Source organism: Halodesulfovibrio marinisediminis DSM 17456, from assembly GCF_900129975.1.
Lineage (GTDB): Bacteria > Desulfobacterota > Desulfovibrionia > Desulfovibrionales > Desulfovibrionaceae > Halodesulfovibrio > Halodesulfovibrio marinisediminis.
In genome coordinates this window covers 58,216-85,116 of the sequence record NZ_FSRG01000006.1, presented here as the reverse complement: position 1 = coordinate 85,116, position 26,901 = coordinate 58,216, and the positions used below count along the sequence as shown (strand labels likewise).

Annotated in this window: 29 protein-coding genes; 21 read left to right on the top strand and 8 right to left on the bottom strand. The window is 46.0% G+C overall.

The window, feature by feature from the left end; translation table 11 throughout:
• The first annotated feature begins 47 nt into the window (after positions 1–47).
• Both BUR09_RS11710 and BUR09_RS11705 read left to right on the top strand, forming a co-directional pair.
• Positions 48–275 (top strand): hypothetical protein, encoded by a 228-nt coding sequence (locus BUR09_RS11710; protein ID WP_074217137.1) that lies wholly within the window; start codon positions 48–50, stop codon positions 273–275.
• Positions 276–770: 495 nt separating this feature from the next.
• Positions 771–1,847 carry a hypothetical protein gene (locus BUR09_RS11705; protein ID WP_139296836.1) on the top strand — a complete coding sequence of 359 codons (1,077 nt, stop codon included), beginning with the start codon at positions 771–773 and terminating at the stop codon, positions 1,845–1,847.
• A 466-nt stretch (positions 1,848–2,313) separates the two neighbouring features.
• On the opposite strand, the gene BUR09_RS11700 is transcribed toward BUR09_RS11705, so the two are convergent.
• The gene (locus BUR09_RS11700; RefSeq protein WP_074217135.1) at positions 2,314–2,583 is read right to left on the bottom strand and encodes a hypothetical protein; all 270 of its coding nucleotides are present in this window, start codon (positions 2,581–2,583) and stop codon (positions 2,314–2,316) included.
• 194 nt (positions 2,584–2,777) lie between these two features.
• Between BUR09_RS11700 and BUR09_RS11695 the strand changes: the two genes are divergently transcribed.
• Positions 2,778–3,248, top strand: coding sequence for a hypothetical protein (locus BUR09_RS11695; RefSeq protein ID WP_074217134.1), 471 nt, complete (start codon positions 2,778–2,780; stop codon positions 3,246–3,248).
• 73 nt (positions 3,249–3,321) lie between these two features.
• Here BUR09_RS11695 and BUR09_RS11690 read toward each other — a convergent pair whose 3' ends face one another.
• A complete protein-coding gene (locus BUR09_RS11690; protein WP_074217133.1) occupies positions 3,322–3,642 on the bottom strand; it encodes a hypothetical protein in 321 nt (106 codons plus the stop codon).
• Positions 3,643–4,559: 917 nt separating this feature from the next.
• On the bottom strand, positions 4,560–5,675 hold the full coding sequence (locus tag BUR09_RS11685; RefSeq protein WP_074217132.1) for a phosphatase PAP2 family protein: 1,116 nt from the start codon (positions 5,673–5,675) through the stop codon (positions 4,560–4,562).
• 340 nt (positions 5,676–6,015) lie between these two features.
• Between BUR09_RS11685 and BUR09_RS11680 the strand changes: the two genes are divergently transcribed.
• Positions 6,016–8,637 carry a cation-translocating P-type ATPase gene (locus BUR09_RS11680; protein ID WP_074217131.1) on the top strand — a complete coding sequence of 874 codons (2,622 nt, stop codon included), beginning with the start codon at positions 6,016–6,018 and terminating at the stop codon, positions 8,635–8,637.
• Between the two features lie 757 nt (positions 8,638–9,394).
• On the opposite strand, the gene BUR09_RS11675 is transcribed toward BUR09_RS11680, so the two are convergent.
• Together BUR09_RS11675 and BUR09_RS11670 are read right to left on the bottom strand one after the other, a co-directional pair.
• Positions 9,395–9,667: an RNA recognition motif domain-containing protein gene (locus BUR09_RS11675; RefSeq protein WP_074217574.1), complete on the bottom strand. Its 273-nt coding sequence runs from the start codon at positions 9,665–9,667 to the stop codon at positions 9,395–9,397.
• Positions 9,668–10,647: 980 nt separating this feature from the next.
• Entirely contained in the window at positions 10,648–11,568 is a 921-nt protein-coding gene (locus BUR09_RS11670) for a hypothetical protein (protein WP_074217130.1), read from the bottom strand.
• Positions 11,569–12,155: 587 nt separating this feature from the next.
• Between BUR09_RS11670 and BUR09_RS11665 the strand changes: the two genes are divergently transcribed.
• Genes BUR09_RS11665 through BUR09_RS11655 form a run of 3 tightly spaced genes read left to right on the top strand, consistent with a single transcriptional unit; the run spans position 12,156 to position 14,518 of the window.
• Complete coding sequence (locus BUR09_RS11665; RefSeq protein WP_074217129.1) at positions 12,156–13,349, top strand: hypothetical protein; 1,194 nt, start codon at positions 12,156–12,158, stop codon at positions 13,347–13,349.
• Positions 13,336–13,983 (top strand): DUF6475 domain-containing protein, encoded by a 648-nt coding sequence (locus tag BUR09_RS11660; protein ID WP_074217128.1) that lies wholly within the window; start codon positions 13,336–13,338, stop codon positions 13,981–13,983. The genes BUR09_RS11665 and BUR09_RS11660 overlap by 14 nt, the downstream gene beginning before the upstream one ends.
• Positions 13,976–14,518 (top strand): hypothetical protein, encoded by a 543-nt coding sequence (locus BUR09_RS11655; RefSeq protein ID WP_074217127.1) that lies wholly within the window; start codon positions 13,976–13,978, stop codon positions 14,516–14,518. The genes BUR09_RS11660 and BUR09_RS11655 overlap by 8 nt, the downstream gene beginning before the upstream one ends.
• Before the next feature lie 85 nt (positions 14,519–14,603).
• Here the strand turns inward: BUR09_RS11655 and BUR09_RS11650 are convergent, their stop codons facing one another.
• Positions 14,604–14,798, bottom strand: a complete 195-nt coding sequence (locus BUR09_RS11650) for a hypothetical protein (protein ID WP_074217126.1) — start codon at positions 14,796–14,798, stop codon at positions 14,604–14,606.
• Between the two features lie 114 nt (positions 14,799–14,912).
• Positions 14,913–15,317: a hypothetical protein gene (locus BUR09_RS11645; RefSeq protein ID WP_074217125.1), complete on the bottom strand. Its 405-nt coding sequence runs from the start codon at positions 15,315–15,317 to the stop codon at positions 14,913–14,915.
• A 362-nt stretch (positions 15,318–15,679) separates the two neighbouring features.
• On the opposite strand from BUR09_RS11645, the gene BUR09_RS11640 reads away from it, so the two are divergent.
• Both BUR09_RS11640 and BUR09_RS11635 read left to right on the top strand, forming a co-directional pair.
• Positions 15,680–17,032 (top strand): AAA family ATPase, encoded by a 1,353-nt coding sequence (locus BUR09_RS11640; protein ID WP_074217124.1) that lies wholly within the window; start codon positions 15,680–15,682, stop codon positions 17,030–17,032.
• Complete coding sequence (locus BUR09_RS11635; protein ID WP_074217123.1) at positions 17,029–17,664, top strand: HNH endonuclease family protein; 636 nt, start codon at positions 17,029–17,031, stop codon at positions 17,662–17,664. Before BUR09_RS11640 ends, BUR09_RS11635 begins: the two co-directional genes overlap by 4 nt.
• Positions 17,665–17,771: 107 nt before the next feature.
• Here BUR09_RS11635 and BUR09_RS11630 read toward each other — a convergent pair whose 3' ends face one another.
• A complete protein-coding gene (locus BUR09_RS11630) occupies positions 17,772–18,149 on the bottom strand; it encodes a PH domain-containing protein (RefSeq protein WP_074217122.1) in 378 nt (125 codons plus the stop codon).
• A gap of 571 nt (positions 18,150–18,720) precedes the next feature.
• Here BUR09_RS11630 and BUR09_RS11625 point away from each other — a divergent pair.
• From BUR09_RS11625 to BUR09_RS11570, 12 genes are all read left to right on the top strand, one after another.
• The gene (locus tag BUR09_RS11625; RefSeq protein WP_074217121.1) at positions 18,721–18,930 is read left to right on the top strand and encodes a hypothetical protein; all 210 of its coding nucleotides are present in this window, start codon (positions 18,721–18,723) and stop codon (positions 18,928–18,930) included.
• 240 nt (positions 18,931–19,170) lie between these two features.
• Positions 19,171–19,593, top strand: a complete 423-nt coding sequence (locus BUR09_RS11620) for a Mor transcription activator family protein (RefSeq protein ID WP_074217120.1) — start codon at positions 19,171–19,173, stop codon at positions 19,591–19,593.
• A gap of 173 nt (positions 19,594–19,766) precedes the next feature.
• Positions 19,767–20,351: a hypothetical protein gene (locus BUR09_RS11615; protein WP_074217119.1), complete on the top strand. Its 585-nt coding sequence runs from the start codon at positions 19,767–19,769 to the stop codon at positions 20,349–20,351.
• On the top strand, positions 20,348–21,028 hold the full coding sequence (locus BUR09_RS11610) for a phage baseplate assembly protein V (protein ID WP_074217118.1): 681 nt from the start codon (positions 20,348–20,350) through the stop codon (positions 21,026–21,028). The genes BUR09_RS11615 and BUR09_RS11610 overlap by 4 nt, the downstream gene beginning before the upstream one ends.
• A gap of 310 nt (positions 21,029–21,338) precedes the next feature.
• Entirely contained in the window at positions 21,339–21,677 is a 339-nt protein-coding gene (locus tag BUR09_RS11605; protein ID WP_074217117.1) for a GPW/gp25 family protein, read from the top strand.
• Entirely contained in the window at positions 21,674–22,561 is an 888-nt protein-coding gene (locus BUR09_RS11600) for a baseplate assembly protein (protein ID WP_074217116.1), read from the top strand. Before BUR09_RS11605 ends, BUR09_RS11600 begins: the two co-directional genes overlap by 4 nt.
• Positions 22,558–23,157: a phage tail protein I gene (locus BUR09_RS11595; RefSeq protein ID WP_074217115.1), complete on the top strand. Its 600-nt coding sequence runs from the start codon at positions 22,558–22,560 to the stop codon at positions 23,155–23,157. Before BUR09_RS11600 ends, BUR09_RS11595 begins: the two co-directional genes overlap by 4 nt.
• Before the next feature lie 8 nt (positions 23,158–23,165).
• Positions 23,166–24,179 (top strand): phage tail-collar fiber domain-containing protein, encoded by a 1,014-nt coding sequence (locus BUR09_RS11590; protein ID WP_074217114.1) that lies wholly within the window; start codon positions 23,166–23,168, stop codon positions 24,177–24,179.
• A gap of 8 nt (positions 24,180–24,187) precedes the next feature.
• Positions 24,188–24,628, top strand: a complete 441-nt coding sequence (locus tag BUR09_RS11585; RefSeq protein ID WP_074217113.1) for a hypothetical protein — start codon at positions 24,188–24,190, stop codon at positions 24,626–24,628.
• A gap of 10 nt (positions 24,629–24,638) precedes the next feature.
• The gene (locus BUR09_RS11580; protein ID WP_074217112.1) at positions 24,639–26,165 is read left to right on the top strand and encodes a phage tail protein; all 1,527 of its coding nucleotides are present in this window, start codon (positions 24,639–24,641) and stop codon (positions 26,163–26,165) included.
• 1 nt (position 26,166) lies between these two features.
• Complete coding sequence (locus BUR09_RS11575; RefSeq protein WP_074217111.1) at positions 26,167–26,553, top strand: hypothetical protein; 387 nt, start codon at positions 26,167–26,169, stop codon at positions 26,551–26,553.
• Positions 26,553–26,894 (top strand): hypothetical protein, encoded by a 342-nt coding sequence (locus tag BUR09_RS11570; RefSeq protein WP_074217110.1) that lies wholly within the window; start codon positions 26,553–26,555, stop codon positions 26,892–26,894. The genes BUR09_RS11575 and BUR09_RS11570 overlap by 1 nt, the downstream gene beginning before the upstream one ends.
• Positions 26,895–26,901: the final 7 nt, after the last annotated feature.

The window sequence follows — 26,901 nt, the reverse complement described above, 5'->3', positions numbered from 1 at the left end:
TCATTCTATTTGTATAAGATAGTCTATATCGCAGTAAAGGAAATTTAATGAAAGCTCAGGACACAATAGATGTCATTGCCGCAGGATTGGGGTTAGGTATTAAAGCATACGAAAGTGCGCGACGCATTGAAGCTGCTGGCTATACTGTACCTAATTTGCAAGAGTTTGAAACCCGCATTATTGAATTGCACAGGCTTCCTCGAACGGTGTCGCAGCCTTCCGGTTGTGGAGGTTCTCCCGCATCTAAATCGGTTGTGTATGTGGGACATGCATAAATAATATTGAAAAGAGCTGTTGAGAGCAGCTCTTTTTTTTTGGTTATGCGATCCGTGAGCGTTGCCCGAATACTAATATTCGGCAAGGAGGCTAAAATTTGTAGCTTCAGTGTGATAGATACTTAACATAGCGTCTGTATATACTTTTTGCTTGACTTGCCTCAGATATTTCTGTTGGTGGGTATGTACTTTTTTTATGTGGGGATAAAAGATAACAGTACTATATATAGCTAGCTAGCGAAGTATAGTGTCAATGTGCAAAGCGCGTGAAGGGGGACTTTTGCATCGTAGTATAATGACCAAAAAAGGTGTTCAATAGTGTTTTTTTCTTCACCTACTGTATTAAGAATAACTCCTTTGCACATGTTGTTGCTACTTTTGCTAGCGCCGTGTGCTCATGCAAGTGATACTGCACATACTAAGTGTAGTCTTCCCACGGAACTTGTTTCCTCCTTACAGAAGCAGCATATAAGCGATAAAGCATATCTTGCCCGCTTGCGTCAAAAAGTTGCAAACCTCGGCATTCAGCGCTTTGCGGGAGCAGTGCATTCATTCAGAGATTTTGACATTAAGTTACCCCTGGGCAGCACTGTTATTCCTTTAGCCAGCCACAGCACAGGGCTTTGCTTTGACGGTCTTACCGCCACAAGCGATGCAGCCGGTGTTTCATTGTACGAAGTAGATTACGGTGCTGCTACAATTGCTGTAATTCCTGATTCAGAGGAGGCCGTTCAATGGGAGCGTTTTCTTGTTTCATCTGTGCGGTCACCAGAAGACATTCTTTTTCGTGAACCGGATGGTGTTATCTACTACGATCACAAAAACAAGGAGCTCGTAGCAGTCTACCATCAGTACGAAGCAAATTCCGGTCAGCATATCGTCGGCAGAGCCATTGTCTCCGGTGATTCCTGTCCGTTGTCGGAGCAAAGAAAATTTTCATGTAATACGGCTTCAACCGGCAAGATTGAAGCTATCAGATTTCCCTGCGTACAGGCTGAAACATCACAGGTTGCCGCGCTCAAAGCTTCGACTTCGGTTGGTTCCGGACTTTCAGCTGAGTCAGACATGTCGCATAACTCTGCCAACATGATTGCTACAGCCGGTATCGCATCTGCCAACGCCCATAGCAGATGCCAGAGCCAGCAGCGCAACGGTGGCGTAAAAGAAATCGTACGTCTCTATTCCCAGTTACGAACTCTGAACCCGAAGCATCGTAATGCAACAGATACCTATATCAAGGCATACAGCATCAACAACTACGGTGTAAAAGATGCCTACATTGTTTGGAATGACAAAAAAGAGGGTGGGGTACTTCTCGCCGACGGAACCGTGGTTGTACCGCCGAAGTATTGTAGTCTCTACGTCGATTCTTTTGGCTATGTCGTGACGGATGATCACGGTGTAGGCATTCTGGATTTCTCAGGAAATACTATTTTGCCCTGTAAGTATACACTGTTCACCCTTAATGTGGACGGGCTGCTTAAAGTCGGACAGCAAGTATCGGGTGAAGCCATGCGATATGGTCTCTACAATCTTCAAAAACGCATCTGGGTTGAGCCGTTGAATATGTAGTAGCCTCCGGCGGGCGGGGCTCTGCCCCTGCACCCCACAAGGGGAACGTCCCCTTGACCGCGAAGCTGTATTCCCCAGTTATTGTTATTGGAGTTAACTTCAAAGTGTTTACCAACAATGAAAGTAGGTGAACCACGAAGAAGGGCACTAATTTCATGTGCTCAGATAACAAGCTTCGTAAAAAACGATTTGCCACAAAAAAAGCCCTCATATGAGGGCTTTTTTTGTGGTGAATAGGCTTTTTCCATTCTTATGGAAAAACTCATGATCATAAGACGGCATAATATTTCGCTTCACCCAGAAAACATACAACGGGGAGTACAACCTCGCAGTCGAGAGGGCGTCCCTCTCGCGGGGATGCAAGGGGCTGGTCCCTTGCCCGTCGGAGACCTGCCGGAGGCATTAACCACTCAAGGAAAATCCTCCTCACAGAAAGAGCCCCGACGGGGCTCTCTGAGAATTTATGCTATGGCTGTAGAGGTAGCTCTTCTATTTGAATTTGTTTAGGATCGAATTTTTGAGAGCCTTCGGGCTGATGCGCATAAATTTTGTAAGGTTTGGCTGGGCTCTCTGGTGCGGTCACAGTTCCGTTGCAGTAGAAACAGTAAGTTGTGCCGTTTTCTTTCTGTGTTGCTACGGAAAGGGGCTGGTACTGTATGCCGATACCCAGTACTTGCTGAAGCTTGGAGCATTCACTACTTGTACATGGTCTAAATCGTGTCCATTGTCCTGACATAGTAATTCTCCTATTGTTGAAAATTAGATAGTCAGAGCCATGCGTTTTTTGAGACGCTGTATTATATATAGACTCATTAAAAAGTAAGTGAATGATAACTTGTAGTGTTGGGGTGCTGTTACGTTCTATTATACTGAATTAATTTGTTGTTGAATGTTCTTTTGCCGCTTTTTTGTATGATACAGGAGTGTTACATGTATTGGATTATTGGCATTGTTGCAGTTGTTGCACTGGCAGTTAACAGTTGGTGGCGCAGAAGTATTGCCCGTAACTACAAAGAATTAATTGCAGAGATTGTAGAAAAACGGTCTGGTGCGGTGAAAGATGTGTACGTTGCGGCGCGTAAGCGTAAAAAATATGCGAATACCCGTGATCGGGATTCGGATGTGAACGTTCTGTGGTCAACTGATGAGGGCTTTCCAATGGATTTCCAGTACACCCGTAAGCGTGAAAAAGCAGAGAATATTAAGTTTACGCTGAAGTCTGTTGTTCAGGATGCAAGCGGCAACGTGTATCTGGAAGGGCAGGAACGGGACAGCAAAGAAGAACGGTCTATAGATATTACTACACTGGCGTCGCATCTGAAGCTGCCAATGTACAAAATTATGCCGCTTGATGAGTTGATGGAGACAGTCTGTGGGCTTCGGTTGCATTTCAACAAGTAGCTGTGAAAGCATGGATGGGCTGATGATCTTACCCGAGCTGTTTGGGGCGTAATTTGTTCTGGTAGTCAGGCTATTAATACTTATACCAGTTCTGGTTGATGAAGACGTGTTCGCCTTCCGGATAGAGGATTCCATAGATAAAATTTTGATCGCGGGAAGGAGTGCCTATGGGCACAAAGTGTTTGTTGGTGGCGAGGATACAACGTCCGTCGGCAAGCATTTTGTTCAGACCTATGCTGTCGTTTTGCGACATCATCTCGTAGCAGACTTGAAAGTCCGCCAGTGTCTTGGCAGCCAGTGCATAGTTCATGGGAATAGCTTTATCCTCGAAGGTGTATGCAGGCTTGCAGGCAACCAGCAGTGTCAGAAAACAAAGGGTAAGAAGATATTTCATGCGTGGCGCTTCCCCAGTACCAAAGGTTTGTACGGCCTTTTTACTGTAGCGGACAACGGATCTTAGCTATATTGTTTGTTTTTCAGAGGGCACAAAAAATCCGCTTCTACATGAGTAGAGGCGGTTTTTTTACGAAGGCAAAAGTATAGAGCACCGCTCCGAAATTGTTGAGCAGGTGGTAACGGTGCTTATTTACACACTATACGGGGTAACACTATGGCTATTCTACCGTAAGTATTGGGAAGAACTTAAGACAAATAGAAGGGTTATGAAAAGAGTAAACGACAAAACATAGTTGCTGATCAGTAATAAAAATCTATTTAGCATGTTCACCTCGCGGCAGACTGTAATGATTTGCGCGCAAAAATTCAATATTTGATTGAAAGAAAGCCTGATTCCCTCACAGGTTGCAGCGTTCTCTAGTCGTACCGCGGGTCTCAGAGGAGCATCTTACTTACCATCTGTTACGATGATCGTTAGATGCTCTTAACGCTGTTCCCTGGATTTTTTAGTTTACCATTGTTGTTAGAACAGTCCACGGGATGATTGCGTTCTTTCATTATTGACGTCTGTACTGCTCGGATGACGTTTACCCTATTTTTCCGCTTACTTTTTTTACTACATAGCTTGTCCGAGGCTTAAAAGAAGGGGAGGATGGTGTGGGCATATTGTAATCAGAGGGGGCGCTTTACTTCTGAAACTGCTTGCAGACCACATAGGTGGTCAGGCGCACTGAAAAAAGGCTTAGATCAATTTGATCTAAGCCTTTAATTTTATCTGGTCTGGATGACGTGATTTGAAATTACGCTCCTCTTCTTGAATTCTATGTAGTTGGGTTCATGGATGAAGTCTTTTAATGTCGGCCTGTTGCGACATGTCTTAAGCTTGTAGCGTGGTGGCGGATTTGGTTATGAATGCTAAGTAGAAAGTAGTGAATCCTGCGTAGTAGTTTTAATGTTTTTTGTTAGGGCTCCTATGAGGATCCAAATAAGCCATGTACCTACTATTGAAAGATAACCATCAACTGCATAGTGCCAATTTAAATGAACTGAGCCTGCCAGTATTATAAGTAGAAAAAGTATTGAAAAGAAATATAACTTCTTGTTTATGTGCCAACAGGTTAGCGTTATCAAAAACGTCATGGCCACATGCATGCTCGGGGCGGCACTTATTCCACTACCAAGCATCTGGCTATGGTTTATATGCAGATTCCAAAGGAGATTTTGAAGGTTGATGGCATATAAGTATATTGAGTCGTTTACACCTGTTAAGTAGCTATGCAGTGCGCTGTATGGATCTTGCGAACCGGTAACAACATTATAGTAACATGGTCCTGCTGATGATAAAAAAGTTGCTGCAATATTGCCGAGAAGAATCCATGTGCAAATACAAGATAAAAAAAACCTCATTCGTAATTGTGGGTTATAGCTGTTAAAAGCCTGTAAAGTGAGGGAGAGGTACATTACTAAGAACCACCCCTTGAAGTATATTTGATCGATAACAAATGTAATGGCAGGGTGGCCGAGAACAGGTTGTAACCATTCCCATGGGTGTTTCCCAAAATGAAGTGCTTTATCAATAGTTGCAAGAGCATGATCGTAATCAAATGGGTGAATGTATGGGATCATTATCTTGAAGGTGCTGAAAGTCGAAAAGAAAAGCGGCAACAATATTATAATGGGGAGAGCAAATATAATACGGTCAATAGTAGGCAGCTTGTCTGTTATGTCTGATTTAATATACCTGAACAATTTTTGAGGCCGTATAAAGAACATAATATAAGCACATCGAGAAGTCAGTGCTATAGCTAGGCAAGCGCAATACAATGTTATTGCATGTGAGTAATGCATTGATAATTGAGAAAAAAATATATCTATATTTCCGTAGTGATATACAGTGCCGATACAAGTTGTAAGGTATATTGCTATCGCTATTACTATAGAAGTGTGAATTTGTAAGGCACTGCATATTTCTTTCTTAATATGTGGCAATAAAAGTTCTGACGTGATGTTTTCGATACTTTCATTAGACATTTAGTGCCTCCTTAGCGAGTATCCAGCAGATATCAGAACATGATTGCCAAATAATTATCCAGTATTTTGATACCTGTTGAACTTGCTATAGCTGTTTTTTAATGGAGAGAAAAAAAGATTCAGTAATAGCATTAGTTGAAGGACTACGGCTCGAGCCCTGGCTGTGCCGTGGCATGATTTCCTGCACCGCCTAACAGGCAGGTCATTGACTCTCTTCATGTTCATCCTGCATTATTATGAGAGTAGCCAAGTAATTTGCTTGGTTGCGGTCTCGTATGATGATTGGACCGAGAAAAGATTACTGAACACTTATTAAGAGCGTCCCTCTCCGGAATCACCTATGAAAGATAGTTCCGTACCGCACCCCTGGTCTGCAGAGGCTGAAGATGTTCTCTCGCGACTGCAAACCGACTCCGACCAAGGCTTGAGCCAGAGCGAAGCCGACAAACGCCTGCAGGAATACGGCCCCAACCGGCCGTTGCAAAAGCAGGCCAAGCCGGCTTTGACCATATTTGTGGAGCAGTGGAAGAATCTCATTGTAGGCATGTTGGCTGCAGCTGCGCTGGTTTCTTTTGGTTTTGGTCAGGCTCTGGAAGGGGTGGCCGTTTGCATGGCCCTGCTGGTGAACGTGGCAATAGGCTTTTTCACTGAGCTGCGGGCCACCCGCTCCATGGAGGCTTTGGTCGAGATTACCAAAACCGAATCTCTAGTTCTGCGTGACGGGCATCAGCAGTCAATTCTTTCGGATAACCTCGTACCCGGCGACGTGGTCCCGCTGGAGGCAGGGGACGTTCCTGCAGCGGACATGCGGCTCATCGAAGTTTCAAACATGGAGGTGGACGAATCCGCCCTGACCGGCGAGTCCTTGCCTGTAGCAAAACAAACCGAGCCGGTGGATGTGCACGCTGTACTGGGCGACCGTAGCTCTATGCTCTTTAAGGGCACGGCCCTGACAGCCGGTACGGGGGCGGCGGTGGTCACAGGCACGGGAATGCAGACCGAGCTGGGCCGCATAGCCCTGCTGGCACAAGAGGCGGAGTCAGAACAGACACCTCTGGAAAGACGGCTGGAGGCCATGGGCAAGAAGCTGATTTGGGCGACAATCGTCTTAGCCGCTATGGTGGTCGCCATTGGCGTTTCTTCGGGCATGGAGCTGTTTCTTATCATCGAAACGTCCATTGCCCTTGCCGTGGCAGCAATTCCAGAAGGGCTGCCCATAGTGGCTAACATTGCTCTGGCCAAGGGTATGTTCCGGTTGGCCAGAGAAAACGCGGTAATGCAACAACTTTCCGCAGTGGAAACTCTGGGCGCCGCGTCTGTTATCTGCACGGACAAGACCGGTACCCTGACCGAAAATAGTATGCGGCTGACTCGCATCGCCTTGCCAGGCGACGGCGTTCCTTTTGAAGAGGACTTGGGCCAAGCCAAGGACGACGAGCGGGCCCGTGAGTTGCTGCGCGTGGCCGCCCTGTGTGTGAATGCACAGCTGCATCCGGAAGGCGGCGACCCCGTTGGCGATCCACTGGAGATAGCTCTGCTGGAAGGCGCGGCCAGCGCGGGTATGGAACGACCGGATATGCTGGAACACTATCCCGAAGAGCGCGAGGAAGCCTTTGCCGCAGACACCAAGATGATGGCCACCTTTCACAAGGATGATGGTGAGGGCTATCTGGTGCAGGTAAAAGGCGCGCCGGAATCCGTGTTCGAGGTCTGCAACATCTCTGAAGAAGAACGCCAGACGTGGCGCAAGACGAACGAGTCTCTGGCCGGTCAGGGGCTGCGCATACTGGCCGCGGCTCAGGGCCGGGCCAAATCGTTGGACGACGATCCCTATTACAATCTTTCCATAGTTGGCCTCTTGGCGCTGCGGGACCCTGTGCGCAAGGGCGTGCTCGAGGCCGTGCAGGCCTGCCACAAGGCCGGCATACGGGTAGTCATGGTGACGGGCGATCAGGCTGCCACCGCTCTGCACGTGGCCCATGAGTTGGGCATCACTGAAGACGCTGCAGACCGTGCCTTGCATGGTCGGGACTTTAAGGACCCAGAAACTATGAACCGCGAGGAAAAGGACCGCATTCTGAATACTCGGGTTTTCTGTCGCGTTTCTCCGGAGCAAAAACTGCAGCTTGTCAAGCTGCTGCAGGCCGAAGGACTGGTCATCGCAATGACCGGCGACGGCGTGAACGACGCTCCGGCTCTGAAAAAGGCTGACATTGGCGTGGCCATGGGCAAACGGGGAACGCAAGTTGCTCGCGACGCTGCGCATTTGGTTCTGCGTGACGACTCCTTCAGCACCATCATCGCCGCTGTGGAGCAGGGCAGGGCAATTTTCGACAACATTCGCAAGTTCATCGTCTACCTTCTCTCTGGCAATGTGGGAGCCATCGTCATCGTAGGGGCGGCTATCCCTGCGGGCATAGGTCTGCCCCTGCTGCCGTTGCAGATTCTCTACCTGAACATGCTCAGCGATGTGTTTCCGGCTCTGGCCCTAGGCGTGGGGCAGGGAGACAAGTCGGTCATGCTGCGGCCTCCCCGTCCCTCCAGCGAACCGATCCTGGACCGGGAGCGTTGGATACAGGTCATCGGCTATGGACTGCTCATCGCGGCCACCGTGCTCGCCAGCTTCTGGTGGGCCAGAATCCGCCTTGGCCTTTCAGGCAACGCCGCAGTTACCATATCCTTTCTTACCTTGGCCTTTGCCCGGCAGTGGCACGTCTTCAACATGCGCGCGCCGGAAAGCAACATTTTATCTAATGGCGTAACCCGCAACAAGTTCGTCTGGGGCGCGCTGGCCATCTGTTTCTTTATGCTTTTTCTGGCGATCTATACTCCGCCATTGGCTCACGCCCTGCACTTGACGCCGCCAACAGTCGCGGGCTGGTCTGCCATAGTGGGCTTCAGCCTGACCCCTTTGGTGGTTGGACAAGCGATAATAATACTGCGCAAAAAGGGAAGGGAATAGTGAGTAACTCAAAGGCGAAATCGGCCGCAAGCCCAGCGTGGGATAGCATGATTGCTTCTTTCTATTTTTGACGCTTGTGCTGACAACGGCGTTTGATTCCTTACTTCTACCTACTTTTAGTGCTGCATTGCTCGCCCGATGTTCAGAAGAGGGTGGTGCGGTGGTTCCTGATGTGAAACTCGAAGCGTTTCATGCACAAGGGGTTGAGGAAGACGCCCGAGTTTTCTGTATGTATGCTCCTCATTGTGACTTGTGTTTGTTGCCAAATATTTTACGCCAGAAAGACGTGGTGAGGTGTTAGCATATGTCTTTGAGAAAGGTGCGTGGTCTTGCACAGAAAAAGGCACAGTCACAATAGTTAGTTTTGACTATGGGGTCTTAAAGATAATTTGAAGTTTCGAGAAGCTTCATAGGTAACTACCTATGGAGCTTCTTTTTATTAGCGCGTAATGGGTAATAGGGTGACTAGTTCTGTTGCAAAAGGGTGTCTGGGAATCTGGGGGCGGTTCACAATGTCTGCAAGTGCTTTGAGTTGGGCTTCCAGCGATTTCTTTTCTAATATGGTTGGTTGAAGGTTGAGTTCTGCTTCATAGTCAGCTGAAAAAAAATGGAGCAACGTTCACTTTGATATGAAATAGTCGCGTTGTTGTTTGTAGCTTAGCTGGAGCTCCACTTTTTTGTGGTGAGATTGTTTTTTAATAAAAAAAAGCCCGCCAAAAGGCGGGCTCTTACATTATCTAATCGTTATCGCAATCGCTTAGTAGCGAGGGCGAGAAGGACGAGACTGACGAGGCTGGGCTTCGTTAACCTTGAGGTTACGTCCCTGATAGTCTGAACCATTGAGAGACTCAATAGCTTGTTCGGCACCTGCGGCTTCCATTTCTACAAAGCCAAAGCCGCGGGAACGACCAGTTTCACGATCTTCAATTACACGAGCAGAAGAAACATCGCCGAAATCAGCAAAAAGGGTGCGAAGATCCTGATCAGTACATTCCCAAGACAGGTTGCCGACATAAATATTTTTAGTCAAAATAAAAAACTCCAAAAAAAAGATATTCCCCAAAATAAGCAGGGAAGAGGTGTGCATTGGTCTCTAAAGAAAAACGCACTACGTTCAAATCGATTACTGAAGCTATGCTGTTTGAAGTGGGTGGTCAATGTTTATTTTTAAAAAAAAATTTAATTTCTTATCAAAGCAAAATTTTAATAAATTACTTTTGTTCTTCAACTGCAATTTTATTAATTCATAAAATTGTCTTTTATAATTGTTTATTTTTCATAAAAGGTCACTTGATGGATTATAAAATCAAACAAGAATGTCAATTTTGTGTAATAAAATTTTAATGAATTTTATTATTCAATAGTATTTCATCATATAACAATAAAAAAGCATGTGAATAAATTTTTTAAAATTGTAATAAAACTGTATTAACATAATACAAAGATTGTAAGAGTCGTATCTTGCTTTGAAGTAAATTCTTTACTACGTTAATGTAATAGTATTATGAGTTAATTAACTCTGGTTTTACAGGTGCCTTAAGTTACAGATTTACTTTTTCTAAAGGATGCAAAAGAGCTTCATGTCATATTGATATGGAGCTCTTTTGTTATGCGTAACAGGTGCTATGGTGCTTTCAACGTTTTGCAATGCTCGCGATGACGTTCGACTCTTTTATCCTACCTATTTTTAGTGCTTCATTGCTTATCCGATGCTCAAAAGAGGGTGATGTGATGGTACGGGCATACTGTATTTAATTGTTCTCTTTAAATGACGGGGCGTTTTACTTCTGAAACAGCTTGCAGACCTCATAGGCAGGTGTACTGAAGAAGGGTTTAGATTAATTAGATCTAAGCCCTTGATTTCATCTGGTCGAGATGACGATATTTAAACTCACGTCCCCTTGAACCTCATGCAGTTGGTTTCTGTGTGAGGTTCTTTTATTTCAGGTTGTTAGATTGGGGGATAGTCATGCGAATAGACACTTTACGATGTGTCCCGACCTAATTTGTTTAGCTAGCTTGTTCTTGAAGTAAGGCGATAGACTCTTGCAGTGGAATCTCGTGAAAATTTGATATGGTATAAGTTGGTGGGTCAGGTTTGCGTTTATTTGCTTTAGTAACTGAAGTCTTAATAATCGAAGCGGAGAAGTTCATTTTAAAAATTTTGCTGGCAGGGTGAAGGCGGATAGTTTCTAAGAAATTTTTATCCATAATCTCTGCAGAAAACTCTCGAGCTATTTTGGTACCTCTGAATTTCCATGTGTCAGTTTTGCTGATTGAGACAATAGAGATAGTATCTTCGATTGTTTCAACTTCTTGTGTGTCTTCTGGCTGAGCTTTAAAATAAGGACGTTCGTTTTTGGTAATAGTGGTCTGCATGCCGTTTGAAGAAATACCAAGCTCATCTATGCCATGTGTTTCAAGAATTAGAGTGAAATCATCAAAGGCAATACGTAAATCTTTATTATGTAATAGATTTAGCAATTTTTTATTGATGTTATCTGGAAGATTTGAAGTGTTAATGAGTCGTTCGAGTTCGGCGTTGTTTCCTTTTGAGTCTTTTATCGATTCGATCGCTTCTTTTAAAAAAACGAATGGTGCCGATGCGATACTGTCAATATCGACCCCATAGTGGTCGGCGAGTCCGACAGAGGAAGCCCAGAGACCTAACACTACGGTTCCCACTTTTCCTGCATATTTAATTTTTGCTATGAAGGAGCCTTCACTTTCACCAACAATTTCGATCGATAGGTCAAGGTTGAGAAGTGTTTTATTTATTTTTTCAAATGACTTATGAAACCCCAATAGAGACTGAGCATATAAGCGTGTATCGAGGGCATGATCTATAGTAGCCTCTCCAGAAAAGGTAAGAAAAATCTCACCATATATTGGTTCGTCAGGCTTGGTTTCAATAAGTGTATATTGTTCCATTTGAAAAAGTTCTCCTAGGTGTGAACGATAACTTATTCTTATTATAGTTTAATATGAACAGTATGTTAAGCCTTGTTTTTTTGCGTTTGAAATAGCTGGTAGAACACCTGTGAGTTCTGCACATTCAATATAACAGGTCATGGTATTTCAGCGTGTTAATAGAATATTTCTACTTTTATGAGCAGTTCTGTGTTCAGCCGCACTAAAAAAGGGTTTAGAGCGATTTGCTCTAAGCCTTTGATGTGTCTGGTCGGGGTGACGATATTTAAACTCACGCCTCCTTGAATCCTATGCAGTTGAATCGCAATGTAACCCCATCTAAATCAAATCTATTCATCTTCCCCTTGTTGTCAGATCAGTCTATGGCATGATTGCTTCCTTCCATTTTTGACGCTTGTGCTGACAACGGCGTTCGATTCCTTACTCCTACCTATTTTTAGTGCTTCATTGCTTATCCGATGCTCAAAAGAGGGTGATGTGATGGTACGGACATGGCGTGGCATACCTTACTGAAAGACTTTCGGTGAGGTATATCTTGTTGCTTGAAAGGGCTTTTGTTTAAGCAACATAACAAGATAGAGCTGCGTATGGGAAAAAAACGGTATCGGAAAATTTCTGTGTGTATCTGGAACGATGCAAAGTTTCTGGCGTTGTCGCATGAGGCGAAACTTGTGCTGTTCTTCATGCTTACACATCCGGATTTAACACAACTCGGGGCGTTGCGGGCTACCGTTCCGGGGTTGGCATGTGAACTGGGGATGGAGCTGGACGCCTTCGGCAAAGCCTTTGAGCAAGTGTTGCAGCAAGGCATTGTGGAATACGATGGAAAGCTGCTGTTTTGGTTTCCTAACTTCTTGAAGCATAATCTTCCAGAAAGCCCGAATGTGGTGAAAAGCTGGCACTACGGATACTGCAAATTGCCGGAAAGCCCGTTGCGCACAGAGATCCTGCTTGGAGTCAGGGCGCTTGTGGCAACACTCACGCAAGGCTTTCAGGAAGCGTTTACGGGTACCTTTGCAGAAGAGCTTGCGGGGGCTTTGCCTAATCAGAGAACAGAGAGCAGGGAACAGGAGGAAGAAAAGAGAGTCGGTGACTCTCCGGCTTGCCTTTGTTCCGCTTCACCCTGTGCCTCTTTTTCTACGGTGAGCCATGACGGAAGTAACGCAGATTCTCCTCATTACGCCCCCTCTGTACTGAATGAAGCCTCACCTCAAAACAATCATAATTCCTTCCAACCTCCTGATATTCTTAATCGCAGTCGAGAGGACGATCCTCTCGCGGGGATGCAAGGGGCTGGTCCCTTGCCCGTCGGAGACAAACCCGACGGAGGCAATAGAGCCGCAGGCAAAGAAAACGTCATAGGCATAAAAAATAATGCTCAGGCAGAAGGTCGAGTTCCATGTCCGTATGAAAAGATTCAGCAAGCGTACAACCGCATTTGCATCAGACTACCGAGGTGCAGGGAAGTTACTCCACAGCGTAAAGTTATACTAAAATCGTTGTGGAGCTCTGGTTTAGAACGGAAAAATCTGGCATGGTGGGAAAGCTATTTTTGTATGGTTCATGAGAGCACGTTTTTGGCGGGTGAAAATGATAGAGGCTGGACGGCAAATTTCGATTGGGTTGTGAAGCCTGCCAACGTGATCAAGGTAGAAGAAGGCAACTATCTGCCTAAGCAGAAAAAAACGCAGAAACGGACTATGACGTCTTGCGTGAACGCAACGAACCGTGCTGTGTATGAATCTATGATGCAGCAGGGAGAGGTGCATGGACTGGAATAATATTGCGGAACGGGATGTGTTCCTGAAACGTTTTCTGGGGCTGTGCGAACTGTTTGGCGTTGCTGCTGACGAGTTCAAGACAGAGTTGTATTTCCGTGCGCTGAGTGGTTTTTCTGCGCAGGAAGTTGTGCGGGGGATAGACAGGGCCGTAACGCAGTGCCGCTTTTTCCCAAAGCCTGTGGAACTGCTGGAGCTGATTCAGGGATGTCCTGAAGATATTGCCGAGGTGGAAGCTGGCAAGGTTGTTGAGGCGGTAAAGCGTGTGGGGTCGTGGAAGTCCGTAGTCTTTGACGATGCTGTTACGGCGGCGGTTGTGGAGCAGGGCTTCGGTGGCTGGGTAAAACTGTGCAGCGATATGACTGCCAGAGATGAGAAATGGTTCCGAAAAGATTTCTGCAGGTTGTATGTCAGCTTTGCACGGCAGAATGTGCGGGTTACAGGCGCATTGGCAGGACAGGCAGCCATTGCCAACAATGCACATTGTAATAAGTACCTGGAGCCGGTGGCGCTGGTAGGCAACGCGCAGAAAGCGCAGGCAATATTCGCAGCCGGAAGTAAAGGGCAGGGAACCCCGATTGCTATGCTGGCAGGGAACGTTAGTAAAAAACTCGCAGTGGAGGCACTGGATGGCTAATACATATATTCCGCAACACTTCAGCATCGAAGAGCTGGTTCCGCCGCCTGTTTTGTTCCCTACACCGTTTGAGAAAACCTACCGTAAGGATAAGAATGCACTGTTCCGCCTGTTCGATTACCGTATTTTGGTAACACTGGACAGACTACGCGAACGCTACGGTGCGTGCGTTGTGAACAACTGGCATACGTTTCCAGAATCCGAATGGAAGGACGGCGCACCGAATATGTTCCGCTTTTCCGGCTGGCGGCCTGTGGATTGCGGCGAAGGCGCGGCGTTGTCGGAGCATAAGTTGTTCCGTGCTATGGACTGCAAGTTCAGCAAAATAACGCCGGATGAAATTTGGGACGATATGCTTGCGGATGCGAATGCCCCGCAGTTTGAATTCATGCAGCGCATCGAAGCCTTTGGCGGTATGTCATGGTTTCATTTTGATATCGGGCAGCATGCCCGCTACGGGAAGTCGATTTATGTAATCAGTAATCGCGGTGACCGTGCCGGACTGCCAAGGCAGATTGAGCGCCTCAGCGTGTAATATTTCGAGACGGATATGTTTCTGTCCGATGGGATAACGTAAAAAAAAGCCCCTGAAGCGTTGTGCTTCGGGGGCTTTGTGTTGGTTACATAATTTGGTCTTCCTTGTTTTCTTTCTTCTGATCGCTTTGTCTGATTACGACGTGGATAATTGTTGCAATAATGCCAAGGGTAATGCCCGGGAAAAATGCTTCGTGATAATTACTGTATTGCATTACGTGCTTAAGTACAAATAATCCAATGCCTGCGTACATAATTAGAAGAATAAAGAGATGACTCATCGTGAACTCCCTTACGTAACGTGTTGCTTGCAGTGGTGTGTTTATTTCCGCTCCTATTCCGCGTTCTAGAAGAAGGCGCTAACACTACTTGAAGTAGGTTATCTGCGACGTTAGTTACACTATTACTTCATCAAATATGCTAAAACTCAGGCAACCTTCCGGTTTGTTGCACACTTTTGTGCAGGCTAATCCCAGCTTGGTGGTTGGCGGTAGAGTCAGCAGCATTTCGCGTGTGTCTTTGTCGTTTTCAACAGTAACATGCACACGCAAGGTAATCTCAAATTTTGTTTCGAGAGCCGGGTTGATGAGGTATGCGATTTTTCCAGTATCGTGCATGCCGCAGCATCCCTCGTACCGCAGAAAGCACAAGCAATTGCATCGCTGTTCCTCTTTAGAAAGCGCCTTGAACTCTTGCATCCGCATTGTGCAGAGTTTGCGGTCTGTTTCTGTCAATTGCACAGGGCAACCAAAGTTCTTTGTAATCAGATCAAAAATTCCTTCTATAGTAATGCCTTGCATATAGTGTCCTCCATTAGTGCCAATGGCTGGGGAATATGCGGGAGCTCGATTATACAATACCTTTGATGGGGGTGGTACTTTTTTGTGCGAAGAATTGAGAAGACTGGTGCAAACGGAAAAATTAAAGCCTGAAGTGTATCTTTCCCGTATGATGTAAAGATAAACTTATTGCAGGGTAACGTTATGATGGTGTTGTGTAGGTAGGGGGCTGGAAAATTTGTGTTGCGTTTGGATCGATAGCATAGTGCGAAAGAATACTTTAGTGACGGCTTCTAGACAAAACAACTGAGTGGGCTATATTGTTCATATCAAATGAGTGTATTAGCCTATTCTGTGTGGGATATCTTTTTACGGAGACAAGAATGATCAAAACTCTTGAGTTAAATCATGTGGGGCCTTCTGAGCATTTGGAGATAGAGTTCGGGGACAGGCTCACGGTTTTTACAGGTGACAATGGTCTTGGAAAGAGTTTTGTTCTGGATGTTGCGTGGTGGATGCTCACAAAGGAGTGGGCTGGCGAAATGGCTATGCCGCAGTCACTCATTAATGCATCCTATAATCACAGTGAGCAAGTTGAGCCTGTCATCCTTGGCCGGTTTGATTCTATTAATGCACATAATGTTCTGCAGCAGTACATCTTTCAGCGTTTAGGGCAAGTGTGGAATTGTAACTCCCGACGTGAGGAGGGCGTTATAGCAGGCAACGCCCCAAGTGATTCAATTGTCGTGTATATGAAGTGTGACGATACCGTTGCCATGTACGACCCTGTTAAAGCGCAGGCAGATGAGTATGCACGTTTGTTGATGCAGGAGCATTCAAGCCATTATGAAAACGTAAGCATTGCCTTTAAACAGCACACAACCCGCATCTACACACAAGCAGAGTTGTGGAATGGAGTACAGAAAAAGCGCAGGCAGGAATTCAACGGTCTGATTTCAGACTGGGGCGACTGGCAACGAGAGAGCAGCTTTGCCTATGAATGTTTAAAGAAAGGTGTGGAGCATCTTTCTCCTAAAGGCGAGCCATATTCAATCGGCAGTTTGCGAAGGGTAAAAGCGGACGACAGCCGTAAGTTTCCTTCCATCAGGTCAGTTCTTGGTAAAGAAACACCGCTCATTTATGCCTCGGCTGGTATCCGTAAAATTTTGTCACTACTTTACGCCATGACCTGGGCGTGGGCTGAGCACATTGAGCTGTGCGAAAAATATACGATGAAACCAGCCTCAAAGATTATTCTTATGCTCGACGAAGTGGAATCGCACTTGCATCCCCAGTGGCAGCGGAGCATTTTAAAGTCGCTTGAATCAGTTATGGGCAGTCTGCTTGTAGATTATGACGTTAGCACGCAGTTGATTTGCACTACGCATTCTCCGCTGGTTCTGGCATCACTTGATCCTATTTTTGATGAAGAAAAGGACGCGCTTTACACCTTTGATATGAACAGGGAAACCTGTGAGATTGAGTTGAAAAGAGAAGAGTGGGTACGGCGTGGGTCTTCCGCAGCGTGGCTGACAAGTCCGGTTTTCGGGTTGGAGACTGATTCTTCCGAACAGCGTGAAGAGGCAATTAAGGAAGCCAAGCTTGCTGTGCGTAATCGTGTAAGTGAGGAGGAAGCAAGAGTAGTCCACGAAAAGCTGGTGGCGACGTTGCATCAGGCTGATCCGTTTTGGTCTTTTTGGCGAACTCGGGCGGAAAAACGAGGCTGGAAGTTATGATCCCTGTGGACCGTGCTCCGGAGCCAGCCGACTTTAATAAAAAAGTCCGGAAGCCGGGGAGGCAATTTTTAAAGCGTCATCATGTGAAACAAGGTGATCCACCGCCTGCAAACTTTCCATGGAGGCGGTTCTGGAGTCGTGCTATCCCTATGCTGCATGAGAGCTACAACGATATTTGCGCGTATCTGGCGATGTATCTAGATCCTGCAGTTGATCTTTCCGGAAACCGTGAAGGCAGCGTGGAGCATTTTATCCCCAAAGCACAGGATGCATGGATGGCGTACGAGTGGAATAACTATCTTCTTGCAGACAGGCGCGTAAATTCCACCCGTGGGCAGGAAGAGTTGATTTGCCCGTACGATCTTGATTTTTACCCTTTTGAGCTGATGTTGGATACTGGCATGATTGCGGTATCCGAAGATCTGACACCGGAGCAGGAGGAACACGCTTACCAGATTTTGGACGCGTTGAGTCTGGACAAAGAAGTCTACGACATCGAGCGCGCCGAATATTTTGCACGCTATAGAGACAGAACCCGCGAGGATGCTTTAACCAACGCCCAGATTGCCCGCTTTGCCCCGTTTATCTGGTACGAGATCCAGCGGCAGGGATATGTTATTGATGAGTCGTAGCATGTTGCACTGAAGACGTATTTTGTTTGAAGACTGTGATGAGAGTTACAGTCTTTTTTTGTGGTTAGAAGGAAAAAAGCCCCGTAGTTCGCGGGGCTTTGTCGTCTCTATGCTAAAACTTTTGTTGCCAGCAACTTCTGGATGCCGACAACGTCGCTGCCTTTTTTGAGCTCTTTTACGATTGGCTCATGGCGTCCGGAAACCCACATTTTAAGCTCAGCATCCATATCAAAATGGCCTGCTGTTTCAACAGCAAAGGTGCTTACAGATTTGTACGGGATAGAAAGGTATTCAACTTTTTTACCGGTCATTCCCTGTTTATCGATCAAAATGAGTCGGGCGCTTGTAAATACATACATGTCTCGAATTACTTTGAAAGCGCGCTCAATTACTTCGCCGTCAAACATGATTGGAGATAATTCTTCGTGCAGCTCGTTAGCATCAACTTCTGATGCATTGCCCAAAAGGGCGTCAAAAAGTCCCATAGTGTTCTCCTGAAAATCTGTAATAAAAAGCAGGTAAATTTATAGTCAAAATCCGGATGAATGGGAATAGGGAGAATCTTTGAAGCAAGTTTTTACATTCTGCTGCTGATGTTGTTGGCAGTAATGTTATAGAAAACATAGGGTGAAGGCATATTTATTCCTATATACTTGTATACACGTGGCGATAAAAAATTAACGGTGTTAATAAGGCGCGCATATGAATAATGCACGCCTTTTTTTGTGTCCAACGGTTCATAGTTAGTAGTCTATGACGTTGTTAGGATTGATGCTGTGTTAGTTGTTGAAATTTTATATTGTAATGCTGGTATGAGGTTGAATTTAGTTATGTAGTAAAATGACGAATATTTCTTTTTGTATATCAGATGTTGTTGTGACTCATTAATAATAAAGTTTTTTTGTACAAAGTGAGCGAATCAAATCGATTTTATGTATTTAGTGTACGGTTTTTGATAGATGTAAGCGTATATTCAAGGCCGATGTGCCTTTTTTAGAAAACACTGCATGGATAAGTGCAGGCGATGCAAGAACACTTAGTAGAGAGGTATGTGTAATGAGTGTGCAATCACAGGAAACAATTAAACTTATTTCTGCCGGGCTGAAAGTCGGCATCAAAGCATACGAGTCTGCAATGCGGCTTTCTGCTGCAGGCTACTATGTGCCGGGATTTAAAGATTTTCAGCGTCAAGCTGAACGCATTAACGTGGCATCCGGACGTGCCGGGGGTGCAAATTCTTCGCACCGGTTGGTTGGACATGCTTAGTAACGTGGGAGGGGCAGCGCGCAGTTAGTTTTTCTTTTTGCTCCAGCTTGTTGCAGGTGAGCTGGAAGTTTGAGCGTGTGTATATGCAGGCGGTTCCTTTTTATGCAGGCATGCAAAAGGGGCCTTTTTTCAGTCCTTTTTTTGATGTTGCTGACTGTACAGGAATGCAGTTTTTCCTGTTTTTCTTGTCGGTTATGATTTCTCAAAACTTGCCTAAGCTGAATGTAAGTAGGGGTGCATATGCAAGATAAGCAGGCACAATTGCCGGCAATGGCGCAGGAATTAGCTGATGTTATCGGGGTTGAGAAGACTATGAAGCTGGTTGAAGGTAAACGGAAAACTAAGAGTCGTAGTTTGTATGTTCCCAGTCCGTCTCGTATGAATAAATCCCACTGGTTGGTACAGACCATTGGGCAAGAAGCAGCGCAGGAACTTGCGCAGGAGTACGCTGGGGAGCCGTTGACCATTCCGAAATGCTCAAGCTTTATCAAGTTGGAGCGGAATAAAAAGATTGTTCAAATGCGTCAGCAGGGCATCAGGTATCAGGATATAGCTGATAATCTGGGGATGACAGTTTCTGCGGTGAAAATGGTCTACAGCCGTTGGATGAGCGCGCATAGGGAACATCATGGAGGAGGTGTTTCGATTTCCGGTACAGCATAATACTCTTCGATACTGTGGCACTGTTGGTGAGGTAGTCACAAACTGCATTGGATGCTTTGGTTATAGCTTTGTAAATCTGCATTGCTAGAAGAGCAAAGCTCAAAGTTTACGGGCACGTTGATACGTGCCCGTATTTTTTAGGAACGTTATTACTATGTTGAAGCGGAGTAGATATGGCGAGTGACGTACAAAGTGACAAGCAGGGTGGTAAAGTGGCTGTTGCAGCGGTGCACCAGAACATACTGGATGCTGTGAAAAAAGCCTTTCCAATGTTTAAAACAATAGAAGATTACACTTCGTTGGCTGTGAAGCCGGCCGAAGGGGCAGTGAATGCACCATGTCCGGTTCCTGCGTTTGTTTTATCAATGCCTTCATTTGTTCGAGGCAAGGATACAGACGCAGGACTGCTGGCAGTTGATTTGCATTTTGAAGCGCGAATTATCGGCGCATATGCCGGCGCAGGTAAGGAACGCAAGACGCGTGAACTCGCTGCTGCGGTGGCATTATTTATTGAAGGAAATAAGTTTGGCTTAAAGATGAAGGGGGCCAAGTTTGTGGAGTCGGGTTCCGATTCATCGTTATCAGCGCTGGCTAACCATTCTCCATGGCTGATCAAGTTTCAGGTTTCTATTTGTCTTGGTCCTTCAAGTGAAGAAAAATTTATAATGCCGCATGCTGTCTATGTTTCCAGCTCTCCTGAAATCGGGCTGAAACATTTGGATAAATACAAGCTGGTGTACGAGAGGGAGGCAGAATGAGTTATCAACTCGCGGAGCTGTATCGGCAGGTTAATAACCTTGTCCGGATAGGCACTGTCCATTCTGTTGATTATGAGCGGAACATGGCACGAGTTGCATTTGGCGCTGCCATTACCGACTACTTGCCATGGCTTACAACAAGGGCGGCGGGCAACAGAACATATGAGTCGTTGGAAGTCGGTGAGCAGGTTTTTGTTATTACTCCTCCGGGGCAGGCGCTGGGGGTGATTGTCGGTGTCCTCAATCAGAATGCATATCCGCATCCGGCACAAAGTCCCGAGATTCAGAAGACTGTATTTAAGGATGGCTCTGTCGTTATGTATGACAGGGCTTCGCATGTGCTCACAGCAGATATCAAAGGTGATGTGAATGTGGTCGCCTCTGGTAATGTGCAGGTAGAGGCAGGAAAAGATATTACTGCAACTGCTGGCAAGGCTGTGGAGATTGCTGCCGGATCATCAGTAACAGTTACCGCAAAGAATATTACCTTGAACGGACAGACGACAATCAACGGTTCTCTATCTCAAGGTGGCGGAAGTAACGGTGGTAGTGCATCGTTTAACAGCACACTTCATACTACAGGCAAGATTACAACTGATAGTGATGTCGTAGCGCGTGTGTCACTCAACAGTCACAATCATACTTGCAGGGAAGGTAATACCGGATCTCCTGCATAGCTTGGATTTGATTCTTCAGTAGCGGTGTCCGTCGAAGATTGTTTCGTGTTATGAGATATGGAAGACAATAGTTATGCGTTATGTTTGATTTATGAATATGTTTGAAATCTAATTTGTCACAAAGTGATTTGGATAAACAGAAAAGGCATTGTTAAAGGCTTATAGAAAGTCTTTTTCAATGCCTTCTTTGTCTTATATCTATGTAAGAAATTGATCGTTCAAAAGTAGATAAATAAAAAAAGTTTGAAAAAAGTATCAAAAGTCACAAAGTGCATTGGAATAAAAGTATCCACATTGCTAGATTGCACTCATGAACGGTATTAATAGACACACCGGAGAACGACTCTCCGGCATAGCGCATTTACGGCAGTCAATTGCCGATGTTTTGTCAACCCGTATCGGTACTCGTGTGTTGAATCGAGAGTACGGTTCGCGGTTGCCGTCCCTCATTGATGCGCCGGTTAATGCTGAAACTTCCCTTGAATTTTACTCGGCTACTGCAGAAGCGTTACATCGCTGGGAGCCGCGTTTTAAACTGACAAGCGTGCGTATTGCATCAGCATCAAACGGTGTTGTTGTGCTTAATCTGGCTGGTGAATACCTGCCGGACGGTAAGCGGATTACGCTTGAGGGAGTAGAAGTACGATGAGTGCATTCAATGCTATCAACCTTTCACGTCTCGCGCCTCCAAAGATCATTGAGACTTTGAGCGTAGAGCAAATTTTACAAGAGCTTATTGCATATCATGAGGAGTTGGACCCGAATTTTACGGCGCCGCTGCCTTCTGACCCTGCATATAAGATCTTTGAAGCGAACGCATACAGGGAACTGCTGTTGCGTCAGCGTATTAACGAGGCAGTGCAGGCAGTACTCGTAGCATATGCGACTGGTACGGATTTGGAGCACCTTGCAGCAGCAATTCCATTGAAGCGTAAGCTGATTGATGCTGGAGATCCGGATGCATATCCGCCAAAACCGCCAGTGTACGAAAGCTGCGATGATTTCCGAAAACGTATTGTGATGGCTCCGGAAGGGTTCAGTACAGCAGGGCCGGATGGTGCATACATCTTCCATGCTTTGTCAGTGCTGGGTGTAAAGGATGCTCACCCGCATTCGCCGAAACCTGTGCATGTGCAGCTGTATGTACTGGGTAAAAAAGGGAACGGGGTGCCTGAAAAGGCAGTTCTCGACAAGGTTTCCGAGGCTTTTTCTAAAGATGTCCGCCCGTTTACTGATTTTCTCGAAGTGCTTCCTGCGGTGGTACGCGAGTATGAAGTTAAGGCAACAGTACATGTTTTACCGGGTCCGTCCGCTGAGAGTGTTTTGAGTGAGGCTCGGAAGAACTTGGAAAAATATGTTGCGGATAGCCACAAGCTAGGAACCTGTATTGCCCGTTCCGGTATTGATGCAGCATTACACATTGCTGGTGTGTCCCGAGTCGAGATTACGCTGCCTGCTGCGGATATCATAACGAAAGGTCATGAAGCCGCTTTTTGTTCAAAGATCACGTTAAAGCAGGGGAGTAAGGCATGACGCTACTTCCCTCCAACGCAACGAAATATGAACGCGCATTAGAAAAAACGTGCGCCCGTTCGTTTTCCTTGCCGGTGCTCATCAATACATTACGCAACCCGTTTAAATGCCCCAAAGAGACGCTGCCTTGGCTGGCGTACGAGTGGTCGGTTGATGAATGGAATGAAGAGTGGAGCGAAGAGCAGAAAAGGCAGGTCGTGGCGCAAGCTATTGCTGTGCACAAAAAGAAGGGCACACGCGGGGCTGTTGAAGATGCAATTAATGCTCTTGGTTACAACATTAATGCCATTGAATGGTGGGAACAGTCTCCAAAGGGAAAACCGGCAACCTATCAGCTGGATATTACTGCAGATGGAAGGGGTGTTTCTGAGGATGTTGTGGATGGTCTGCTGAAGGTAGTAGCCCGAACCAAAAACACGCGTTCTCACATGTCGAAGTTACGTGTGACAGGCTCTGTTTCAGAAACGTTTTATTCAGGTGCATGCGTGATAGCTGGTGACACTGTAGCCATTGAGCCGCTTACGCCTGAAGACATTGAAACCAGCGGTGTTTATGTCGCGGCCTGTAGTTACACAATCTACGAAAGCATGGGGTAGGAGAGCACATGCCACAGAATTATTCCCCGCAGATTACGCGGGTTGGTTTGGCAAAGTTAACGAATGCATCCCTATTGGGGAAAAAGCTTACGCTGTCACACATGGCTGTTGGTGACGGGAGCGGTTCTACAATTAATTTGGATGCAACTAAGCTGGAGCACGAAGTCTACCGTGCGCCGATCAATGAGATTCGCCTTGATGATAACGCTGCTGACAGAGTGCTAGCAGTTCTTGTGATTCCGATTGATGCTGGCGGGTTTAACATTAGCGAGCTTGGTCTGTTTGACAGTGACGGAGAGCTGATTGCGGTTAGCCGTTTTCCTGCCACATACAAGCCGAGACTTGCTGAAGGCACAGGTCGAGAGATTAGTGTCCGGATGAAGCTGCAACTGAGTAATGTCGATGTGATTAAACTGCAAGTTGATCCGACTGCTGTTTTAGCGACTCAGCACTTTGTGGGTGAAAGTTTAAAGCAGCACGAAGCCAAGAAGCACCCAGTAAAGTGGAGTGAAGTTGTAGAGAAGCCTAACGTCTTCCCGCCATCACGCCATAACCATAATGAGGCGTATTATACACAGGCTCAGGTAGATACGTTGCTTGCTGTATCAGGCGTGCCGCGTGGCGGATGTGTCTGGTTCGATGGAGCCATAAATAGTTCAGGACGTCCGCTTGATCCCGTTACGAAAAAACCAATGCTCGCGTTTGGTGTGTGTGATGGGCGTACATATGAAGCACCTGATGGGCGCAGGGTTTCGACTCCTAACGCACGTGATCGGTTTATAGTTGCTGCTGGGGGTAAGTATAAAGTTAGGAATGTTGGTGGTGCAGAGCACGTTACTTTGTCTGTCTCAGAAATTCCACCGCACGATCATAGCCTTATTTTAGCGGGCTATCCTGATGGGGCGGGAGCGTTGGATCAAGGTTCTTACCCTGTTTCAGGAAAAACAGGAGTGACTGGTAGTGGGCAGTCTCATGAGAACCGTCCGCCCTACTTAGGCTTGTTTCTTATTAAACGCCTTTAGGAGTGATTATGCGCGTATCAGTTATTGCATCAGAGAAATTGGTTTCGGTTGGTGGAACTCCATTTAACCTACAAGAGTTAAGTTTTGATGAATATCTTCACGCTATTCAGTTCGATGGGCAGCACGGGCATATTGAGTTTAAAACATCTGATGGTGGTGTGAATACCGCTCCTGTTTCAGAGTTTGAAGTGCAACCATATGTAGACGCATGGAAAGCTGAAAAGGTTCGACTGGAAGCAAAGGCAGCAGTTCAAGCTGAAACTGAACTAGCCCAGCAACGAATTGCAGAAATCCAACAGGAACTTACAGCAAACGGCCTTGCTTCTCTTCATCCTTTGCGAGCAAAGGTCGCAGGTACTGCAACCTCAGAAGATGAAGCGAAACTTGTGGAATTGGATGAGCAGGCGAAGACGCTACAGACTGAATTAGCAGCGTTGAGCGCGAACTAAGGGAGAGCAAATGCCACAGAAATATTACCCTCAAATTACGCAGGTTGGTTTGGAGAAACTAACCAAAGCGTCATTAATGGGGAAAAAGCTGACATTGTCACACATGGCTGTTGGTGATGGAAGCAATCCGGTTATCGATATTGCAGCGACTAAGCTGAAGCACGAGGTTTATCGTGCTGCTATTGATGAAGTTTCTCTTGATAAGAAAGTTGCAAATCGTGTGCAGGTGACGCTTGTCATTCCAGTTGAGGTCGGCGGGTTCAATATTACTGAGCTTGGGGTGTTCGATAGCGACGGAGACTTGATTGCAATTAGCCGTTTTCCTGCCACCTATAAGCCTGGTCTTAATGAAGGTTCCGGTCGCGAGATTCGTGTGCAGATGACCTTGCAGTTAAGCAATGCGAACGTAATTAATATTCAGATTGATCGAACAGTTGCAATTGCGACTAAGCAGGACGTGCATGATCACAATAACGATCCGGATGCGCATCCTCGAATACAGCAGCATATTAAGGATAGAAACGATCCCCATGGAACTATTCCAGACGGTGGCAAAACCGGACAGGTTCTAATTAAACAGGCAGACGGGGGCATTGCATGGGGAACCGTTGCAGGTGTTCCCGTGGGTGAACTCTGCTTCTCCACTAATGGTTTAGCTCTTCCCGGAACAATTCCTGTCAACGTAAAGCAAAAAGTCCTTTGTAGCGCATTTCCGCAGCTTTTCGAATGGATGAAGGGCGGAACGTACCTTAGGAGCGAAGCAGCATGGGACGCTGAAGCAGCAGCACAGGACGGCTCATGCGGCAAGTACTGCTGGGATGGCGGGGAGTACTTTATTCTGCCGTGCTACACCCGCTATTTTGCAGCGGCACATGAGGGTAAAGTAGTTGGCTCATGGGATGGGGATGCGATTCGAAAGATTGCGGGTACGTTCCCTGTAGATGACGATATTCGATTGAATTCAACTCATCGAAATTTATACACTGGTGCATTCGTGTGTGAAGAGAGTAATATTACTCCTTACGATGAAACATCGTCCCACAGTATAAATTCTCAAAATGATGGTGGCAAAGCTAAATTTGATTCTTCTCGCGTTGTCCCAACCGCAGACGAGAACCGTCCGAAAACATCTTATGTCCTGCCATGCATCAAGGCGTTTGATGTGCCTGTTAATGCTGCACATGTAGATATGTTGGCATTGGCGAAGCAGGTGGCGGCAATTAATGGAAACAAGGCTGATAAGGCGAGCTTTGCAAACCTTCTTTCTGATTTTGGGTGGCAGAAGTTTGAGGGAGGCCTGATCTTGCAATGGGGTTGGCCTTGTACGAAGGCAGGTGCGGGGTATTGGCATTATCCAATTGCATTCCCAACTAAATGTTTTTGCGTTTTATGTTCGGAAGATGCTAGCGATCTTAGTGTTAGGGCTGGTGCAGTACCAGATTTGACCAATGCAACAACGGTAAAAACACGGGCTAAGATTTCATCTTCGTACACATCAGGTGCAGATGGAATTCTTACGATCGCGATAGGATATTAATATGCAGTATTATTATTCTCCTTCAAACAGTTCTTGCTACGTTGATTCAGTTCATGGATCTAACATTCCAGATGATTGCTTAAAAATTACAATTGATGAGCATCATTCAATTAACAAAGCATTATCAAAAAACGAGTCATATATTTTAAAACGAGGAAAAAATGAAATATCAATCATTGAAAATTATCCTCAGCTTTTACAGCAAGAGTTAAATAGTCAGCGTAGTATAGAAATTCAACATCTTCTTAAAGTTAACGACCTCGCTTCAGTACGTCCATTACGTGCAAAAGTAGCAGGTACTGCAACAGCTGAAGACGATAAGCGTCTTGCTGAACTTGAAAAGCAGGCACAGGCGTTGCGGACAGAGCTAGCGAAGTTGAGGGCGTAATGAAACTGTTGGCACCACAAACATATAAAGAGGCGTCAGAAGAACTGAAAGGTCGAGTCTGCAACGGCTGTGGGCCTGAGGGGATTATTGGAAAGTTTGTTCCGGACAATCTGGCTGGAACTGATATTTCTGAAGCCTGTAATATCCATGACTGGATGTATCAGGAGGGTGAGGAAAAGCAAAAGGCAGACGTGTTCTTTTTGGCAAATATGGCTCTTCTTTGCTCTCGAGAAAGCAAGTGGCTGTTGCCGTTCAGGGCATGGTTGGCAGTTAAATATTTTTTGGCTGTGTTTTATGCCGGTGATGAATATTTCAACCATTCACAAGCACCTACAACATAGTGATTTT